The 18,356-nt window shown below is 66.8% G+C and carries 15 protein-coding genes; 5 read left to right on the top strand and 10 right to left on the bottom strand.

Going from position 1 to position 18,356, the window contains the following annotated elements:
* Window positions 1-6: 6 nt before the first annotated feature.
* Window positions 7-576, bottom strand: coding sequence for a TetR/AcrR family transcriptional regulator (locus ACFMRZ_RS14370; protein WP_400179545.1), 570 nt, complete (start codon window positions 574-576; stop codon window positions 7-9).
* Window positions 577-610: 34 nt separating this feature from the next.
* Between ACFMRZ_RS14370 and ACFMRZ_RS14365 the strand changes: the two genes are divergently transcribed.
* Complete coding sequence (locus ACFMRZ_RS14365) at window positions 611-1,414, top strand: DMT family transporter (RefSeq protein WP_400179544.1); 804 nt, start codon at window positions 611-613, stop codon at window positions 1,412-1,414.
* 258 nt (window positions 1,415-1,672) lie between these two features.
* Here the strand turns inward: ACFMRZ_RS14365 and ACFMRZ_RS14360 are convergent, their stop codons facing one another.
* From ACFMRZ_RS14360 to ACFMRZ_RS14340, 5 genes are all read right to left on the bottom strand, one after another.
* Window positions 1,673-3,157: a PepSY-associated TM helix domain-containing protein gene (locus ACFMRZ_RS14360; RefSeq protein ID WP_400179543.1), complete on the bottom strand. Its 1,485-nt coding sequence runs from the start codon at window positions 3,155-3,157 to the stop codon at window positions 1,673-1,675.
* A 643-nt stretch (window positions 3,158-3,800) separates the two neighbouring features.
* Window positions 3,801-4,382, bottom strand: a complete 582-nt coding sequence (locus ACFMRZ_RS14355; protein ID WP_400179542.1) for a hypothetical protein — start codon at window positions 4,380-4,382, stop codon at window positions 3,801-3,803.
* An 80-nt stretch (window positions 4,383-4,462) separates the two neighbouring features.
* Window positions 4,463-6,070, bottom strand: a complete 1,608-nt coding sequence (locus tag ACFMRZ_RS14350; RefSeq protein WP_280369796.1) for an acyl-CoA synthetase — start codon at window positions 6,068-6,070, stop codon at window positions 4,463-4,465.
* A gap of 198 nt (window positions 6,071-6,268) precedes the next feature.
* Window positions 6,269-7,921, bottom strand: coding sequence for an acyl-CoA synthetase (locus ACFMRZ_RS14345; protein WP_400179541.1), 1,653 nt, complete (start codon window positions 7,919-7,921; stop codon window positions 6,269-6,271).
* 117 nt (window positions 7,922-8,038) lie between these two features.
* The gene (locus tag ACFMRZ_RS14340) at window positions 8,039-9,409 is read right to left on the bottom strand and encodes an FAD-binding oxidoreductase (protein ID WP_400179540.1); all 1,371 of its coding nucleotides are present in this window, start codon (window positions 9,407-9,409) and stop codon (window positions 8,039-8,041) included.
* Between the two features lie 212 nt (window positions 9,410-9,621).
* Here ACFMRZ_RS14340 and ACFMRZ_RS14335 point away from each other — a divergent pair, with 212 nt between their 5' ends.
* Entirely contained in the window at window positions 9,622-10,257 is a 636-nt protein-coding gene (locus ACFMRZ_RS14335) for a hypothetical protein (protein ID WP_400179539.1), read from the top strand.
* Window positions 10,258-10,345: 88 nt separating this feature from the next.
* Complete coding sequence (locus tag ACFMRZ_RS14330; protein WP_400179538.1) at window positions 10,346-11,776, top strand: serine/threonine-protein kinase; 1,431 nt, start codon at window positions 10,346-10,348, stop codon at window positions 11,774-11,776.
* Window positions 11,777-12,092: 316 nt separating this feature from the next.
* Here ACFMRZ_RS14330 and ACFMRZ_RS14325 read toward each other — a convergent pair whose 3' ends face one another.
* Window positions 12,093-12,989 carry a phosphotransferase family protein gene (locus tag ACFMRZ_RS14325; RefSeq protein ID WP_400179537.1) on the bottom strand — a complete coding sequence of 299 codons (897 nt, stop codon included), beginning with the start codon at window positions 12,987-12,989 and terminating at the stop codon, window positions 12,093-12,095.
* Window positions 12,986-14,311, bottom strand: coding sequence for a helix-turn-helix domain-containing protein (locus ACFMRZ_RS14320; protein WP_400179536.1), 1,326 nt, complete (start codon window positions 14,309-14,311; stop codon window positions 12,986-12,988). Before ACFMRZ_RS14320 ends, ACFMRZ_RS14325 begins: the two co-directional genes overlap by 4 nt.
* A 432-nt stretch (window positions 14,312-14,743) precedes the next feature.
* Between ACFMRZ_RS14320 and ACFMRZ_RS14315 the strand changes: the two genes are divergently transcribed.
* Together ACFMRZ_RS14315 and ACFMRZ_RS14310 are read left to right on the top strand one after the other, a co-directional pair.
* Window positions 14,744-15,289 (top strand): hypothetical protein, encoded by a 546-nt coding sequence (locus tag ACFMRZ_RS14315; protein WP_400179535.1) that lies wholly within the window; start codon window positions 14,744-14,746, stop codon window positions 15,287-15,289.
* Window positions 15,290-15,301: 12 nt separating this feature from the next.
* Entirely contained in the window at window positions 15,302-15,499 is a 198-nt protein-coding gene (locus ACFMRZ_RS14310; RefSeq protein WP_400179534.1) for a hypothetical protein, read from the top strand.
* A gap of 78 nt (window positions 15,500-15,577) precedes the next feature.
* On the opposite strand, the gene ACFMRZ_RS14305 is transcribed toward ACFMRZ_RS14310, so the two are convergent.
* Entirely contained in the window at window positions 15,578-16,819 is a 1,242-nt protein-coding gene (locus ACFMRZ_RS14305) for an acyl-CoA dehydrogenase family protein (RefSeq protein WP_280272840.1), read from the bottom strand.
* A 27-nt stretch (window positions 16,820-16,846) separates the two neighbouring features.
* On the bottom strand, window positions 16,847-18,238 hold the full coding sequence (locus ACFMRZ_RS14300; RefSeq protein ID WP_400179533.1) for an acyl-CoA dehydrogenase family protein: 1,392 nt from the start codon (window positions 18,236-18,238) through the stop codon (window positions 16,847-16,849).
* Between the last annotated feature and the right edge of the window lie 118 nt (window positions 18,239-18,356).

Below are 18,356 nucleotides of genomic sequence, written 5' to 3'. Positions count from 1 at the left end.
GGTCTTTCAGCCGAGCAGCGATACAGCCGCGTCGCGGGCCTGCGCGATCGGGTTCGGGGTGACGTGCATGCCGTGGCACACCAGGGCGCCTTCGTGCAGCAGGGTGATGGTATCGGCCACGGTGTCCGGGTCCGGCGTTCCGGCCTGCTCGGCGAGGGCGCGGAACAGGCCGCGCATCCATTGCTTCTGGGCGACGGCCACCGCGTAGCCAGGGTGGTCGGACGGCAGTTCGGCATGCGCCCGCACCATGCTGCAGCCCTTCGCGCCGCGCGTGCGCATCCATTCCTCGGAGGTGTCGAACACGGCGCGCACCCGCGTCGCGGGATCGTCCGGAAGCGGGGAAAGCCGCTGCCCCAACAACTCTCGCCATTCGCGGTCGCGGTCGCACAGGTACTCGGCCACGAGGCGTTCCTTCGACCCGAAGCGGTCGTAGAGCGTGCGCTTGGTGACCCCCGACTCGGCCGCGATCCGGTCGACGCCGACCGCCGTGATGCCGTTGTCGTAGAACAGCCGCGCGGCCGTCGCCAGGATCTGCCGCGCGCGGGGCGTCCACTCGATCGCGTCCGTCGTCTCCACGGCCTCGACTATACAGATCTGTATAGTCGAGACCATGGGTTTACAGATCAGTGAAGTTCGGTACGGGCGAGCGGCGATGGTCGTCCTGTCGGCGCTGTTCGTGGTCTGCTGGAGTTCCGGATTCGTGGGGGCCAAGCTCGGCGGTGCGGATGCCCCGGTTGCGACGGTCCTGATGTGGCGATTCGTTCCGCTCGCCCTGATCCTGGCGCCGCTGGCAGTGCGGGTCGGCGGGCTACCCGGGGCCCGTGCGCTGGGCTGGACCGTCGTCGTCGGCCTGTTGTCGCAGACCGGCTACCTCACGACTGTGTATTGGGCCATCTCGCTCGGCGTGAACACCGGCACCACCGCGCTGATCGACGGTATCCAGCCATTGGTCGCCGCGGCGGTGGTCGGGCCGTTGCTCGGGGTCGTGGTCGATGCCCGGCAGTGGGCCGGATTGGCGCTGGGGCTGGCCGGAGTCGTGCTCGTGACGGTGTCCGATGCGGTCGAGGCCACCGGTGTGCCGTGGTGGGCCTATCCGATCCCGCTGGCCGGCATGGTGGCATTGATCGCCGCCACCGTCGTGCAGCGGCGGATCACCGCGCGACCGCCGATGCTCACCGGCCTGGCTATCCAATGTTGCACCAGCGCGGCGGTTTTCACCGTGTTCGCTATGGTGCGGGGAACCGTGACGCCACCGGCGGAGCCGCGCTTCTGGCTGGCGACGGGGTGGTTGATCGTCTTCGCCACCCTGGGCGGCTACGGGTTGTATTGGTACCTCGTCGACAAACTCGGTGTCACACAGGTCAATTCGCTGATGTTCCTGATGGCGCCGACCACCGCCGTCTGGGTGCGGTGATGTTCGGCGAGTCCTTCACGGCAGTAACAGCGGTGGGCCTGGTCATCGCCACGTCCGCTGTTGTTGTCGTGAACATGCCGCGCGGCAACGCGGGTGACGGCGTTCGCCGCCGGGGCGGCGGGTGTGGTCGGCCCCCTCATGCGTGCCCACCACACCCGCGTTCACCGACTTCCGTTTCTCCCGCGGCCCGGTGCCGGCACAGCGACGGGCAAGGCTTGGGCATTGCGCCGAAGCCGTTGTGCGGGAAGGGTTATGGAGTCAGCTGGCCGTGCGGCGGCGGGACAATCCCACTATCGCGTCGACGGCCAGGAATGCCAGCAGGCTGATGCCCAGCAACGGCGCGAACCAGCCGATCGCCACGGCGACGGCCGGCACCGTCACCATGAGATACAGCGGTGCGCGGCGCAGCACTCCGCGGCGCGGCGGCTTGCCGAAGGCGAACCGCCCGCCCGCCCGGGTGGGACGGCGGCGCCACCACATCAGGTAACCGCGCACGAGCACGGTGATCAGGGCGATCATCGTGACCAGCAACAGCAACTGATTGGCCAGACCGAACAGCATGCCCATGTGCAACTGGATGCCCCAGTTGGCGAGCTTGGCCATCAGCGGCCAATCGCTGTACCGGAGCATGTCGGTCACGTCGCCGGTGCGTCCGTCCACGGCGATCGAATCCTGCGTGTACACCCCGGACAATCGCCGTTCCTGCGCCACGAAGGCGGTGCCGTCCGCGGCCGGGATACTGATTTCCAGCGGCCCCTCCAGTCCGTGCCCTCGCGCGACCGCGTATACCTTGTCCGCCTGCGCGGCCCGGTCCGCGGGCACCGGTGCGCCCATCTCGTGGTGGCCGCCGTGTCCGGCGTGCTCACCTCCGGCGGCCACGGCGGGACCGGCAGTTCCCGGCAGGGTGGCGCTCACGGCCGGTTTGGTCCAGCTGAGTTCGGCACGCAGCTTCTCGATGTGATCACCGGCGTATGTCGACCAGGTCATGCCGGTCGCGGACAGGAAGAGCAACGGCAGCAGAATCCAGAAGCCCACGGCCGCATGCCAATTCAGCGTCCGATTGCGTCCGGTGCCGGACCGGTCGGGCCGCGCCAGCCAGCCGAGGGACCGCCGTTCCCGCCGTGACCGCACCCGCCGTATCCAGAGCACGAGCCCCGCCAGCGCGATCACCCACATCCACGAAGCGGCCATCTCACTGTAGAGACGCCCGGTCTCGCCCAAATGCAGATTCCGGTGCAGCAGATCGATCCAGGTGCGGGTGGGCAACGCACCCGAACTGCCGTATACGACGCCGGCGCCGACCGTTTCGGCCGTCGCCGGATCGACGAAGACCGCCCGTCGCTCGGACTCGCCCAGCGCCGGGTCGGTGAACACGACCCGCGTGGTATCGCTCGGATCCTGCGCGGGTGCAACAGCATTCAACGCCAGCCCCGGCTCCCGCGCCACCGCCGCCGCGATCTGCTCCGACAGTGGCCGCGCCGCCCCGGTCGAATCCACGTGCAGCAGATCGCGATCCACGATCGACTCCAGCGTGGGCGAGATCGCGTACAGCGCACCGGTGACCGCCGCGATCAGAATGAACGGCGCAACGAAAACTCCGGCATAGAAATGCAGCCGCATCGCCAGGGCGAATATCGCCCCACGCCTACCGCCGCCGCGATCCGGCGGCGCGGGCGCGCCGGACGCCTCCGGCGCACTCTGTGGTGGTTCCGTCGCGGGAACCGGTGAATCGGTAATGCTCAAGGGAAGTGCTCCTGTTCAAGAGGCACCCGCACGCACCGCTGCCGCCCGATGGCCTTGGGCTACCGGCCCGGATGGCAACTCATGCTCGCCACCACCGCCTCGGCAAGCGGGCATCCGACTCGCGCTCGCCGCCACAGCTCTGCAACTCGCGTGGCGGCTCGTGGTCGCCACTGTGGTCGTGCTGACCGAGCGGCAGGCTTGTGCTCACCAACGTGGCGTCGCCACTCGGCCGACCGACTCGTGCTCGCCCTGCTGCCGAGGCACCGGACTCGTCCGCAACGCGGGCCGGTGTCTGGTCGGCACCGTGTCCGTGCTGCGGCCTTGCGCCCGGTCGCGATCCGGTTTCCGATGTGTGCGGAGATGGCACGGCGAGTGCGGCCGATCGTCGTCAGTGACGGGATCGTGCCGTGGTCACCGTGTCGCACATGTGGTTGCCGGATATGGTGCGGAGGAGCATTCATCCATGCAGCGAAAGGCCCCGGCGTACCGGAATTTCCGGCCTGCGGACATCACCTCGCCCTGAGAAGAGCATTGTGATCTCGAAAACCGTTCCAGCGTAGGGATTTTGCAGCTGGATGATCAGCCTGGACGTTCACGCGAGACAGTGTTGGATACGAAACGTGCGTACGGGTGTAGGGAATGTTCAGCCTCGAACAAGCAGCGGCGGGCCGCGCGTGCGGAAAGCGTCGGCGGCGAAGACCCGCAGGATCACTCGGTCGCGATGGGCGGTCCGCAGCGGTCGCGGGCCCGCGATCACGGGCGACCGCAACAGCTTCGGCAGCACCCGCGACAGTGCCGTACCGATCCGGTACGCCGCCTCGGCCGCATGGATCACCACCGCGGCGCACAACGCGGCGGCGATATGGGCGCACAGCATCACCGGTGTCCACATCGACTCACCATGTGACATACCCGCCATCCCGAACGACAGCACAGCGTGGCCGAGCAATTGCCCGCCGACCAGTGCTGCGGCCAGTGCGGACCGCGTATGACGCAACGGCCTCAGCCCGGCCACCAGCGCGCCGACCACGGTGCAGGCGGCCACGAGCAGCGCCACGGTGGCGGTCCCCACCGGCATCCCGCCCGATGCCCAGCCGTGCGCGGCCACGGACAGCGCGCCGGAAACCGACCCGGCCGATCCCCCGCGCAACCGCGCTGCCGCCGTGCGGCGCATACGCACCGCCGCGGCGTCGCGGGCCGGGGATCGGCCGGAGTCGATAATCACCTGCTGATAATAACGGATTGTTTACCGTCAATTACCCGACCTCGCACAGCAATTCCGCGCGGGACTACCCCGCGCCGGAACTACTCGGCGTCGGTCTCCATCTCCACGAGCGGTTTGCGAAGCAGTTTGCCGGTGGCATTGCGGGGGAGTTCGTCCAGGAAGATGACCTCGCGCGGGACCTTGTAGCGAGCGAGGTTGGCCTTGACGAATTCCTTGATCTCCCGCGGGTCGCGGGCGGAGTCGGGTCCTGGGACGACGATGGCGCGCAACCGCTTACCGAATTCCCGATCCTCGACGCCGACGACGGCGGCCTCGAGCACGTCGGGCCGGTTGGCGATGAGATGCTCGACTTCCTGCGGGAAGACGTTCTCGCCGCCGGAGACGATCATGTCGTCGTCGCGGCCGTCGATGAACAGCAGCCCATTCTCGTCGAAGTGGCCGACGTCGCCTGAGGACATCATGCCGTCGACGGTCTCCTTGGTGCGGCCGTCGGTGTAGGCGGTGAACGAGTGCGCGTTGGCGATGAAGATCGTGCCGGTGACGTGCGGCTCGGTGATCTTCTTACGATTCTCGTCGTACAGGGCCAGGCGAATGCCGACCGGTGGGCGCCCGGCCGTGGTCGGCGCGATCCGCAAATCCTGGGGGCTCGCGACCGTGATCACGGCGCATTCGGTGGAGCCGTACACGTTGTAGAGGACGTCACCGAAGTAGTCGAGACTGCGCGTGACCACGTCCGGCGGGATCGCCGAGCCGGCGGCGAACAGCATGCGCAGCGACGACATGTCGTACCGGGCCAGCGTCTCCGCGGGCAGGTCGAGCATGCGTTGCAGCATCGTCGGCACCACCACGAGCGACGACGCCTGATACTTCGTGATGTTGGCGAGCGTCTTCTCCGGATCGAAACGCCGCTGCTGGAACACCATTCGGTTGCCCAGTGCCAGCCCGAGGGTGAACTGCGACAGTCCGGTGGCGTGGAAGATCGGCGCGGCCACCACCATGGTGCCGTTGCGCGGCAACGGAATTCGATCGAGGAACTGCGCGGAGATGAAGGGGCTGACCTTCTCCCGCGGTGCGCCCTTGGGCGTGCCGGTGGTGCCGGAGGTCAGGATGATCATCCCGCCCGGCTTCTCCGGAGCCGGTACCGGATCACCGGACCTGTTCTCCCGCAACGAATCCAGCGTCGGAATGGCCGGATCCACCCCGTCCTTCTCGTCCACCCACGTCAGAATGCGCGGGATGTCCGCCGGGATCGCGCTCATCAAGTCGACGAACTCGCTGTCGTGCAGGACCGCCTTCACCTGCTCGCGCGCGGCGACGTCGGCGAACTGCGGCTTGGCGAAACCGGTGTTCATCAGCACCGCGCGCACCCCGAGCTTGCCGGTGGCGGCCAGGCTGAGCACCATGCCGCGGTGGTCGCGGGCGAGCAGCCCCACGACATCGCCCTGCCCCAGACCCAGTGCGGCCAGGCCGCGCGCGACCTGATTGGACTGGGCATCGATCTCCGCGAAGGTGAGTTCCCCGCGTTCGTCGACGATGGCCGGTGCGTGCGCGTTGGTCTTGGCGGCGTGCATGATCACGCCCGCGAACGGGCCGAATTTGCCGACATTGAGCGCCGAGCCGATCGCGTGATCGGGCCGCAGCGGACTGAACAGGCCCCGCTTGCGCATGGCGTTGACGCTGAGAGCCATATCTCCGGCCTTGCGGAGAGCCCCGCTGACTGACGGAAGGACAGCTGACATAGGTACAACCTTCCGCGGATACCGCCGATCGGGCTGGCGGGACCGCAACATCGAGATCCAGTGCGCTGCTAACCCTAGCAAGCAGGTCAGACGGGATGTGGTCGGTGTCTCTGTAACCGAGAGTACGCGTATAACTGGACGGTCGATCTACCGTGTGGCGGGGTATTCGCTCAGCACTCGCCGCAGCAGTTTGCCGGTTGTATTGCGGGGGAGTTCATCGAGGAAGACGACCTCGCGCGGCACCTTGTAGCGGGCCAGGTTGCCCTTGACGTATGCCTTGATCTCGTCGGCATCGGGTGTGACGCCCGGCTCGGGCACCACGAACGCGCGCAGCCGTTTGCCGAACTCCGCATCGTCCACTCCGATGACGGCGGCGTCGAACACATCGGGCCGCTCCAGCAGTAGGTTCTCGACCTCCTGCGGGAAGACGTTCTCGCCGCCGGAGACGATCATGTCGTCGTCGCGGCCGTCGACGAACAGCAGGCCGTGCTCGTCGAAATGGCCGACATCGCCGGAGGACATGTAGTCGCCGATGATCTGCTTGTGGCGGCCGTCGGTGTAGCCCTTGAACGGCGCGCCGGAGCGGATGAAGATGCGGCCGGTGACGTGCCGGTCGCGGATGCGGCGGCCGTCGTCGTCGAACAGCGCGACCTCGCAGGTGGTGGGCGCGCGCCCGGCGGTGCCGGGTGCGATGGCCAGGTCCTCCGGTTGCGCCACGGTCGCGACCGCGCATTCGGTCGAGCCGTACAGGTTGTAGACGACCGGGCCGAACGCCTCGGTGGCGCGCAGGGTCAGCTCCGGTGACAGCGCCGAACCGGCCAGCACGATCGACTTCAGCGACGACAGGTCGTACTTCGCCCGGATCGCTGGATCCAGTTCCACCATGCGGTGCAGCATGGTCGGCACCGCGACCAGCATCTCCACCCGATGTTCGGCGATCTTGCGCAGCGTCGTCTCGGCGTCGAAACGGCGGATCAGCACCACCTCGTTGCCGAGACCCGCGGCCACCAGCCAGGTCGCCTGGCCGGTGCTGTGGAAGATGGGCGAGACGATCATCATCCGGCCCTGGCGCGGGAACGGCAGCCGGTCGATCACCTGCACGGTGGACAGCGGCGAAACCTTGTCGCGCGGAGCGCCTTTCGGTAATCCGGTGGTGCCGCTGGTGAGGATGATGAAGCCGCCGGGCTTGTCGGGCAGCGGCAGGGGAGCGCTGGAGTTGGCGGCGATGAGGGCCTCGATGGTGGTGGCGCCCTCGGGCGCCTCGTGGCCCTCGTCGACCCAGGTGAGCACGCGCGGCAGCTCCGGCGGCAGCGCGTCGAGCAGTCCGACGAATTCGCTGTCGTGCAGCACCGCCTTGACGTTCTCGCGCTGGCAGACCTCGGCGAACTGCGGCTTCGCGAAGCCGGTGTTCATCAACGCCAGCCGGGCGCCGAGCTTGCCGGCCGCCGCCATCGCCAGCAGCAGGCCGCGGTGGTCGCGGGCCAGGATGCCGAGCACCGTGCCCGGCGTGATGCCGAGGCCGCGCAACCCGTGTGCCAGCGCGTTCGAGCCCTCGTCCAGCTCCCGGTAGGTCAGCGCGCCGCGTTCGTCTACGGCCGCCACGTTGGCGGGCCAGGTTCGGGCGGCATGCCGGACCATGGTCGCCTGCGGGCCCAGGACGCGCGACTCCTTGATGGTCCGCAGCGTCTCCACCGGATCGCGGGGATCGATGAAACCGCGCGTCCGCAACACGTTCAACCCGCGCAGCGCCTCCACCGTGTGGGCCGTCCTGCGCTGCACTTCCTCCAGAATCGAGGTCACCTCGAACACCTCCGCGTGCCCCACGTGCGACATCGCACGCAACCCGTCCGTGTTGTGGAAGGTAGCAGTCGGGTGTGACCTGGGATACACAAATTCGGCCAAGTCGGGCGGCCCGTTCTACCCGCCGCGCACGCATTTGTCGTACAGGTCGGGGAAGCGGCCGTCGGGGTCGTAGGCGGCCTTCAGCCGGTGATAGGTGCCGCCGCCGTACAGCTGCCAAAATTCTTCTTCGCCGTAGTGGGCCGTCGAGTACAGCGGTTTGCGGCCGCCGAGTTCGGTGATCTTCCGCTCGATCAGCCGGTTGTGGTGGCCCGGCGCCTGGCCGCGGCGTAACCGGACCGGCGCCCAGAAGCCGACGCTGACGAACAGGCGGCCGGTCTCGATCGGATACAGGCTGGCGGGCCTGCGCATGACGAAAGGGCACAGCCAGACCGGTGCGATGCCGACCTCGCGATCGAAGAACTCCAGGAATTCCGGCACCGTCTCCACCGGCAGGTCCGCGTCCTGCAACACCCATTCCACAGGGCGCCCGACCGCGGCGAGGGCACGGTCGACGCGGCCGTCGCGCCGCGCCCACATCTGCAGGCGGCGCAGAGTCTCGGCATTGCGATAGCGCTGCGGCCAAAGTTGCCGCACCACAGGGTTTTCCAGGCCGAACGACTTCGAGGTCCAGTACAGATCAGTGTCCCAGCGCCACAGATAGTCGCGGATGGCGAGGTAATCCTCGGTGTGGGAACGGACGGCGTGGTAGTAGATCCGCCGACCGGTGTAGTCCGACAGGTAGGGCGCGGTGTCGGTGAAGGTGCCCAGGCTGAGATAGACCGCGTCCGGGCCGAAGTAGGTGCCGTCCACGAAATCGACTCGCTCCCCGTCGAACTCGCGGGTCTCGGTGATCTTGCGCAGTGCCGATACCCACTCGCCGGTCGAGCCCGTCCGCACGTGTCGCAGCCGGACGAACTGCTGTGCCGGTTCCAGATCGATCCGTAGCCGGAGGGCGTAGCCGAGACAGCCGTAGGAGTGCGGGAAGGCGTGGAAGAGTTCGGCGTGCTCGTTGTCCGCGGTGGCCGTCACGATGCGTCCGTCGCCGGTCAGGATCTCCATCTCGGTGACGCTGTCGTGCGGCAGACCGGCACGGAACGAGGAGGATTCGGCGCCCGTGCCGACGACCGCGCCGCCGAGGGTGATGGTCTTGCAGTCCAGCACCAGCGGCGGCAGCATGCGCTGGGCGAGGGCTGCGTCGGCGATGGTCTCGTAGGTCGCCATGCCCTCGACCTCGGCCGTGCGACTGCCCGGATCGACAGTCAGCACCCGGTCGAATGTCCGGACGTCCAGGCCGTTTCCGCGCTGGATGCGGGGCCGCCACAGGTTGGAGGTGGACTTGACCAGGTGTACCGGCTCGCCGGCCGGTAGTGCCTCGAACCTGTCGTGCAGTTCGGCGACATCCCGGCGATGGCGGGCGATCGCTATATCGGACGGTATTTCGGACATGGCATCCCCACTCACTTGTCGTGCGAATCTGCCTGCGCTGGTGCGCTTTCAGGCCTGTCTCGACCGCGGAACCCCAGCATGACACGCACCTCCGACACATTCCGCCGATTCCGCGTGTCCCGACTTTTCGGCCCGGCGCGTCTCCGGCCGGAACGCAGCCCGGGCCGCCGGGAGCGCACCGCGCGGCCGCATCACCGCTTAGTGTGAGCGGCATGCGTATCGCGGTGTTGACGATGCTCGTGCTCCTGGCAGCCGGTTGCTCCCTGACGAAAGACGGCGAGCCACATCCCGTTTCCGATGCCGTCACGCAAGCGCCCGCCCGCGGCGCCTCGTTCGCCGACGTCGCCGCCTGGGTGCAGGCCGGAAAACCGGTCGACACCGCACAGTTCGGCACCGCCACCCGAGACGGCAAGTCCACACCGCTCAACGGCGACATCGCCTTCGTCAGCCCCACCGGAAAGATCAAGTGCACCACCGATTTCCGCGGCCGCGTCGACGACTTGAGCTGTCTGGTGGAGCTTCAGCACCCGCCTACTCGCCCCCCTGGCGAGTACATCGGCAACTGGGTTCCCAACTGGATCGACTACTCGGGCGCAGCCCTCTCCGTCGGCTCCCTGCACGGTGACCCGGGCCCCTTCATCCTCGGGGACGGCGCGCCCCTGCCCTACGGCAGCCGCATCACCGCCAAGGACTACACCTGTCGCCTCGAAACAGACGGCCTCGTATGCATTCACACAGTGGTGAAATCCGGTGCGCGAATAAGCGATGCGGGCGTTGTCCCGTTCGGATGCCTGCGCGAGAAGACGGCCGACCCGAAAGAGAATGTCGGCCAGGTCTTCGGTTGCTGAGTGCCGCCGTCCTCGTCGACGCTGAGAGGTCGCTCGCTCCGGCACGGTCGGCTACCGTAATCGGAGATTCGGGTGGAGGAGGACGGGGTTGGGTAACACGCTGGCGCACGGGCAGGTCTTCGCCGGCTATCGCATCGAACGGTTGCTGGGTCTCGGCGGCATGGGGGAGGTGTATCTCGCACACGACCGTGATCTGCCGCGGTTCGTCGCGTTGAAGCTGCTCAGCCATGCCATGGCCGGTGATCCGGATGTCCGAGCGCGATTCCAACGCGAGGCGGATACCGTGGCGCGGCTGGCGCATCCGAACATCGTCGCCATTCACGCGCGCGGTGAGCACGAGGGCCGGCTGTGGATCGCGATGGAGTATGTCGACGGCACCGATGTCGCGGCCGTGGTGCGCAATGGTCCGATCCCGCCGGAACAATCGGTGCGGATCATTACCGAAACCGCCCGCGCATTGGACCACGCCCATGCGGCCGGGATCCTGCATCGTGACGTCAAACCGGCCAATATCCTGCTCGCGCGCGGCCCGCAGCAGCGAGTACTGCTCGCCGACTTCGGCATCGCCAAGGCCCTCGACGAGTCCGTCGGACTCACCCGCACCGGCGACGTCTACGCCAGCCTCCAATACGCCGCGCCCGAACAGTTCGACGTCGGCACACCGGTCGATCACCGCACCGACGTATACGCGCTCGGCGGCACGCTCTACCACATGCTCACCGGCGATCACCCGTATCCCGGAACCAATTCCGCCCAGCTCATCAACGCCCACCTGCACCAGCCCCCGCCGGTGCCGAGCCACCGAAATCCCGCGCTGCCACCGGGTTTCGACGCCGTGATAGCGCGTGCGCTGGCCAAGGACCCGCGACAACGGTTCGGCAGTTGTGGAGAACTGGCCGCCGAGGCGGCAAATGCGCTGGCGGGCAGGCCCATTCCGCATCCGGCGGCCTTCACCCCCGCGCACCCGATGGCCTTCACACCCTCGGCATCGTCGGTGCCGAAGCGTCGCCGCCGCGGATTGTTCATCGCCGCCGTGCTGGGCATCGTCCTGGTCCTCGGCGGTGCCGCCACGACTGTTGTTCTGGTGCTGCACAATTCGTCCAGCAAACAGCACGAGCAACAGTCCGCCGAAGCAGCACGCGAGGCGGCCCGCCTGTTCGCCTGCGACTTCGGTCGAACCATGATGACCTACGACTACAAAAATCTCGATTCCTACAAGAAGTCGCTCGACGACGGCGCGGCCGGGGATCTCCAGGCTCAGTTCGACAGCTCGTGGCCCACGCTGCAAGGCGCCATGACCCAGAGCCAGGTGTCTTCTCAGGCCAGCGATGCCCAGTGCTACTTCAAGTCCGGTGACTCGACCCGCGCGGAAATCGCCGCACTACTCACCCAGACGGTCCGCAACGTGAGCACCAGCTCGAGTCCGCAAGCCAAACAAGTCCCGCTCACCATGACCGTCGAATATCTCGACGGCCGCTGGCAATGCACCAAGATGGACACGCCCCAGCCACCGAACTGACCTGCCGGATACCGATTCCCGTCTTATGTCCGCCGATATTCCGAGAGCACCCGCCGGACGGCCTCGGTAACCGGCAGTTCCTCGCTGAGCGCCGTCCAGGTGTACGCATCGTGCTCTTGAAGCAGCACCGGATTCGACTTTCCCACTGGGCAACTCCCAGATACCGCCCATGAAGTCGTCCTCAGGCCGCTGAAGGAGCAGCACCCGACCGGCATGCTGGACGACCCCACCACGACAAGTTGCTGCACGCCGTCGCTGGCTGCGTCGGTGGTCAGTTGCTTAATTAGGGCGAGGTCCACAAAATCTATCCTTGTTCTCATTCCAATACACGCCAATCCAGCCACGGTCGTTCGCCCGCCAAACGCCGAATACACATGAGCCTGTGACCCGCCTGCTCCCGCCAACCCGGATCGGTCGTCGCCGTCTGCACCGCCATCGTCGTCATCCGGAATTCACGGATGTCCCGCAACAGCCCGAAGCCCTCCCACTCCATGACGTCATACCCATACGCATCGCAGAACTCGCGGTACTGATTCGCACTGATCCACCCGAACGACGACCTTTTGATCGCCGTGTGCACCAAATCCCACTCGGGCGGCCCGAGCGACGTTCGCTCCAGGTCGAGAAGGATCACACGACCGTCCTCAGCAGCCACCACGTTGCCCACCCAGGCATCCCCGTGAATGACGCACCACGGCAAGCCAATCGGCAGCTTCTCCCAGCGGCGCCGTAGATTTTTCAGGTGCTCACGCATCCAGTGCCGATCATCATCGGACAGGAAGCTCGCGCCGTCGATCCGCGCGTCCACGCGCACGAATGGTGCGAGCTCGCCTAGGTCGAACGTGCTGGGCGGCGTCAGGCTGTGCAAATTCTTCAGTGCTCCAGCCACCTGGGCTGGCGTGCCGTGGTGGTGAGGCGGCAGCTCTCGCCAAAATGTCACAGCGCGACCGTCTACCTCCACTGGTTGTTCAATGCTGGGCGCGACCCGCACCGCATCAACACCCGACGCCTCTAGCCATCGAGCGACCATTACTTCTCGATGAGCGGCAACCTGTTGTCCTGGCCGGCTGATCCGCACCACGGTGTCTCCGGGCAACCGGTAGATGGCATTTTCACCATGTCGGAGTAGCTCGGCGTCGCCCGGGTCTATCCCGGCCATCAGACAGGCCGATCGAAGAACCCCGGTCGTGCAGTCTCCGGCCGCCTCGCTCATACCGCCGCCACAACGGTGTCGATCCGACTCCGCAGCTCATCGACCTCCACGACGTCGCGGTGCTGCTTGGCAAGACACGCCAGCTCCCGCAGATCATCGGCGGCTCGTCGCGAGCGAATATGGCCGGCGTCGACCAAGGCAGCGGTACCGAAGACCGCGGCCTCCTGCGGGTCACCGGTGGCCATCGCGAGGGACGCCAGCTTGATCCCGGAAATGGCGCGGGATCGCACGTAGGTGTCAGTGTGCCCATCGACGGCAGCCTGGAGACGTTGCTTGGCCTCTGTGGCGAACCGCCCCTGTACGGCGAGATCGAACAGCGCATGGCCGGTGTCGCCCGAGTGCTGAGCGGCATCGTAATAGGACATCCAGGGCGGATCGTTCAGTGGCGATGCCTTCGAGAATGCTTCGTCGGCCTGGCCAATCGCCCACATCGCCTCTTCGACCCGATGAAGTTTGGCCAGCGCTCGCGCCCTGGCGGATTGCAGCATGGCGCGTTCTGTGAACGTCAGCCGATCCGAGCGCACCATCGCCAGTTCGATGTAGGTCAAGCCGTCATCAGGATTGCCACACCAAATCGCTTGGCGAGCTATCGAGGACAAGACTTTTCCCCGGAGATGCCAGTTGTTGGCTTCTTCGGCGCACGTCCAAGCCAGACGGAACATGCTACGGGCGTCGGCGTGGGCGTAGACGTCGAAGGCCATGAACCCGGCCGTGTGCCCCAGAAACCCTACAGCGCTGTGCAATTCGGCTCGGTGATGATCGGGACAGCGGGTGTTCAACAGGCTGACCGCGTAGCGCAGTTGGGCCGATACTGCCTCCCGGACCAGTCCACCGCCGTACACGTGATCCCAAGTGCTGAACTCGTGAGCCGTCCGGCGGATCTGCTCTATCTCGGTGGCGCCCACGGTCGACGGCACAGGGGTGGGCTGGATCGTATCGAGGAGATCCATCAGCGGCGCGGCAGCACCTGTGACCGTGACGCCAAGCGCGGCTCGGAGAAAATCCTGCCGTTTCACATTATCGAGCGTAGCGGCGGACGTGCCAGGCAGCTTGAACCACAACAGATCCGCAGGAATGCCGAGCACCTGAGCCCAACGAATGAGCTTTGACAGGTACTCGGGTGCCGGACCCTTCTCCAGCCGGCTGAGCTGCGCTTGAGTCAGGCCGAGCCAGTTGGCTACAAGCTCCTGCGGCAACGTTCGGCCATGGTACGGATGCGCCCGGTATGCAGCGATGACACGCCCCATGTGCCACATCGCGAACGCGTCGCGCATGTGATCGGTCTGCCAGAACCCGAACGGCACCTGCGGCGGATGGGTCATCTCCTCACGGAGGGCCGCCTCACAGGAGCTGCAGTGTGGCTGTCCGTTATAGCTGTTCAGCCGGTTGCCGCAGCGCATGCAATACCGCTGTAGCTTGGGTGCCCGCGTCATCGTTCTGCCCCTGAGTGTGATCGGGTCGTACGCCGTTTCCCCTGGTCGGGCCGAAATTACCACTGGTTCGCCCCGTCGCCTATACGTTTCGTGTATATCGCGAAACCGCTGGTCAACAGATATTTGGGACATCCGAACGCCACCGAGTGGCGTGGCGAGGCATTCGTGAAATGTATGGCGGTGGCAAGGAATTCGGCATACCGGCGCGGAGTGCCCGTGGACAACGGTGGTTTGGTACCCGGAACCAAGCCGACGCCGTCACGCTTCCCGGCGCACCGGGTACCGCCCGCAGTCCACAGCAGCCGGAAGGTGCCCGAACCGATGCCCTATAACACGCTTGCCATTCACCAGCTGGCCGCCATCACGCAGCCAGAAACCCATGGTAGAGGCGGATCGTCGATGAACGAGCAATCGCTGTTCCCGAACGCCGAGCACCTCCAGCGCGCCTTCCGGGCTGACGTGGTGGCGTCGCCTCCGGTGACGCTGACCGACTCCGCCTCTGCCATGATCCCCTTGCAGCACCAGCGACGCGAGGCGCTCCATGCGATGCATGAACCAGACGCGTTGTCTGCCAACGACCTCCGGCAGGTGGTCCAGAAATTCACCGCTGCGGAGGTGGAGCTGGCGGCGCTCGCCATGGTGATCGACCGGGTTGTCGCCAGTGCTCTCCGGAGCCGTAAGCACGTCGCTGGGGTCTGGCACACAGAAACCGTGGGATCAGTTGTCTCCCGATTGGCCGAGCTGTGGCTGAACTACCTCGATCGGCAGACCCATGAAGACGCCTACTGGGTAGCCCGAACGAGCGATGCCTACAACTGCTTGGTTGCCGAGCTGACCACGGGGCGGCGGTTGCCGCCGGATATGTGAACAGGTAACTGGATGTCAGACCCTTTGGAGCACAACGCCTTTGTCTATGCCGATGGGATGCTGGCCGAGGTTATGTGCCAGGTGCACCTGATGGAGTTGACGTTCGACCGCGCCCTGGAGCTTCGACACGTCCATCGTTTTCACCATCCCGACGAGTGCATCGTGCACCTGGAGGCGGCGCATTTTCTGATGGCCGAGGATGGCTGCTGACCATGATGGCAGCGCGCTGAACGGACAAACCGGTGCGAGCCACGTAACGCTCGCACCGGTTTCCCGTTGTCCTACAACCTACTTCAGCTCAGCACTGCTCAACTCCAGCACCCGCCGCGCCACGATCAGCTGCTGGATCTGCTGGGTGCCCTCGAAGATGTCGAGGATTTTGGCGTCGCGGGCCCACTTTTCCAGTAGGAGGCGCTGGGAGTAGCCGACGTCGCCTGCTAGTTCGACTGCCTTGAGGGTGACGTCGGTGCCCATGCGGCCGGCCTTGGCCTTGGACATGGAGGCCTCGAGGGAGTTGGGCTTCTTGTTGTCGGCCATCCAGCCGGCGCGTAGGGAGAGGAGGTAGGCGGCCTCCCAATCCGCTTCCAGGCGAAGGAATTCCGCGGCGGCGGCGGGCTGGCTGTTGGCGGGGCGGTCGTAGTCGATCTCGACGCCGGCCTCGGTGAGGATCTTGCGCAGTTCCTCGAGGGCGGCGCGGCCGACGCCGACGGCCATCGCGGCCACCAGCGGGCGGGTGTTGTCGAAGGTCTGCATGACCCCGGCAAAACCCTTCTCCACGTTGACTTCCGGGCTGCCGAGGATGTTGTCCTTCGGGATCCGGCAGTCCTCGAGCCGCAACTCGGCGGTGTCGGAGGCCTTGATGCCCAGCTTGTGCTCGAGCCGGGCGACGGTGAGGCCCGGGGCATCCCGCGGCACCACGAACGACTTGATGGCGGCGCGGCCCTTGGACTTGTCGACCGACGCCCACACCACGATGTGGGTGGCGCGCGACCCGGCGGTCACGAAGATCTTGGTGCCGTTGAGCACCCACTCGTCACCGTCGAGCACCGCCGTGGTGGTGACGGCGGCCGAGTCGGAACCGAACGACGGCTCGGTGATCGCCATCGCGGCCCACACCTTGCCGAACCGGTCCAGCTGCTCGTCGGTGGCGACCGCGGCGATGGCGGCGTTGCCGAGCCCCTGGTACGGGATCGACAGCATCAGCCCGACATCGCCCCAGGACGTCTCCAGGGCGTTCATCAGCGCGGACATGTTGCCGCCGTTGGAGTTTCCGAGCAGCTCGGTCGCGTGGTTGTCGGACTTCTCCGCGCCCTCGGCCTTGCCCTTGCGGCCGCCGGTGGCTCCGGAGATGTCCTGCGTGCCGGAGTCGGCCAAGCCTTCCACCATGGCGGCCATGGTGTCCAGCTCGACCGGGTACTCGTGCTCGGCGAGGTCGTATTTGCGCGAGATCGGGCGGAAGATCTCCTGCGCGACCTGATGCGCCTGGTTGGCGCTGGCCCGCAGCTTCTTGGGGAGTTCGAGATTGATCATGATGGTCTCTCCGTTGCGGAAGTCGGGCTAGACGAGAACAACACCCTCGGCGATGCCGATGGCGCGCAGATCGCGGTACCAGCGCTCGACCGGGTGCTCCTTGGTGAAGCCGTGGCCGCCGAGCAGCTGCACGCCGTCCAGGCCGATCTGCATGCCCTTGTCGGTGGCCAGCTTCCGGGCCAGCGCCGCCTCGCGAGCGAACGACAGGCCCTGCTCCGCGCGTGACGCACCCCGCAGAGTCACGAGCCGCATGCCGTCCAGTTCGATCGCGATATTGGCGACCATGAACGCCACCGCCTGGCGATGTGCGATCGGCTCACCGAACGCCTCGCGCTCCTTCACGTACGGGATCACGTAGTCCAGCACGGCCTGGCCGGTGCCGACCGCGAGCGACGCCCAGCCCAGGCGGGCCAGCCGGACCGCGTCGGCGTACTCCTCGGCGCGCTGGGCGGCGTCGCCGTCACCCAGGACCGCGTCGGTGGAGACGGCCACATTGTCCAGGATCAGCCGGCCCAGGCCCGCGGCGCGCAGACCCATGCTCGGGTCGGCCTCGATCACCACGCCCGGGGTGTCGGATTCCACGATGAACAGCGCCGGGCGGCCGTCCAGCTCGGCGGCGACGACGAACAGTTCGGCGTCACCGGCGGCCGGGACCAGGCTCTTCACGCCGTTGAGCCGGTAGCCGCTGGGCGAACGGGTGGCCTTGGTCTGCAGCGCGAACGGGTCGAACAGCGGCCGCGGCTCACTGATCACGACCGAGGCCTGCGGCACGTTCTCACCGGTGAAGGCGCCCAGGTAGGTCTTCTGCTGTGCGTCGGTGCCCCACTGCGACAGCGCGACCGCGACACCCGAGGGCGCCAGGATCGGCAGCGCCAGCCCCATGTCGCCGTGCGCGAGCGCCTCGGCGACCATCGAGTTGGTGACCGCGCCGCGCTCGGCGGCCGCGCCCTCCAGCTCCTCGGGCACATTGATCAGCGTGATGCCGAGTTCGGCGGCGCGCTCGAGCAGATCCTGCGGCGCCTTGGCGGCGCCGTCGGCCTCGTAGGCGGCCGGGCGCAGGATCTCCTCGGCGAACTCGCGCACCGTCTCGACGATCATCTTCTGCTCGTCGCTCGGGGTGAGGTCGAAGTAGTCCTTGGTGCGGGACTCGTTGGCGGGCAACCGCTTCGGCTGACCGCCGCCGGCCACCTTGTTGAACGCGCGGGTGGCCCGGCCCAGGGTGCGGAAGCCGGTCTTGGTGCCTTCGTAGGTGAGCCGGTTGATCGGCTCGCGCAGCTTGTACTTCTCGGCGAGCTCGGACCCGGTCAGGGTCGTCATGACCCGCATGGCCGCGCCCATCCAGTCGCGCTTCTGCGGATTCAGGCCCACGGCGGAATCCGGACGTCGCTTCGTTGCGGTGTCTCGAGTGCTCATAATCACCAGTCTTCTCGGGGTGGGTGGTGGGTGATCGGTCCCAGCATCTTACTGTCGAGTAAGGCTATCTTACTCCAGAGTAAGAAAGGAGTCGAGCGGCAGCACACACAGAGCGATCTCCGCC

The organism is Nocardia sp. N2S4-5 (assembly GCF_044628355.1).
Lineage (GTDB): Bacteria > Actinomycetota > Actinomycetes > Mycobacteriales > Mycobacteriaceae > Nocardia > Nocardia wallacei_B.
This window is presented reverse-complemented; position numbering and strand designations above follow the sequence as displayed.

Coding starts and splice junctions, on each gene's coding strand:
- ACFMRZ_RS14305 (WP_280272840.1), bottom strand. CDS start 16,819: ATGATCAATCTCGAACTCCCCAAGAAGCTGCGGGCCAGCGCCAACCAG.
- ACFMRZ_RS14340 (WP_400179540.1), bottom strand. CDS start 9,409: ATGTCCGAAATACCGTCCGATATAGCGATCGCCCGCCATCGCCGGGAT.
- ACFMRZ_RS14315 (WP_400179535.1), top strand. CDS start 14,744: ATGCCCTATAACACGCTTGCCATTCACCAGCTGGCCGCCATCACGCAG.
- ACFMRZ_RS14350 (WP_280369796.1), bottom strand. CDS start 6,070: ATGGCTCTCAGCGTCAACGCCATGCGCAAGCGGGGCCTGTTCAGTCCG.
- ACFMRZ_RS14320 (WP_400179536.1), bottom strand. CDS start 14,311: ATGACCCATCCGCCGCAGGTGCCGTTCGGGTTCTGGCAGACCGATCAC.
- ACFMRZ_RS14325 (WP_400179537.1), bottom strand. CDS start 12,989: ATGAGCGAGGCGGCCGGAGACTGCACGACCGGGGTTCTTCGATCGGCC.
- ACFMRZ_RS14335 (WP_400179539.1), top strand. CDS start 9,622: ATGCGTATCGCGGTGTTGACGATGCTCGTGCTCCTGGCAGCCGGTTGC.
- ACFMRZ_RS14365 (WP_400179544.1), top strand. CDS start 611: ATGGGTTTACAGATCAGTGAAGTTCGGTACGGGCGAGCGGCGATGGTC.
- ACFMRZ_RS14310 (WP_400179534.1), top strand. CDS start 15,302: ATGTCAGACCCTTTGGAGCACAACGCCTTTGTCTATGCCGATGGGATG.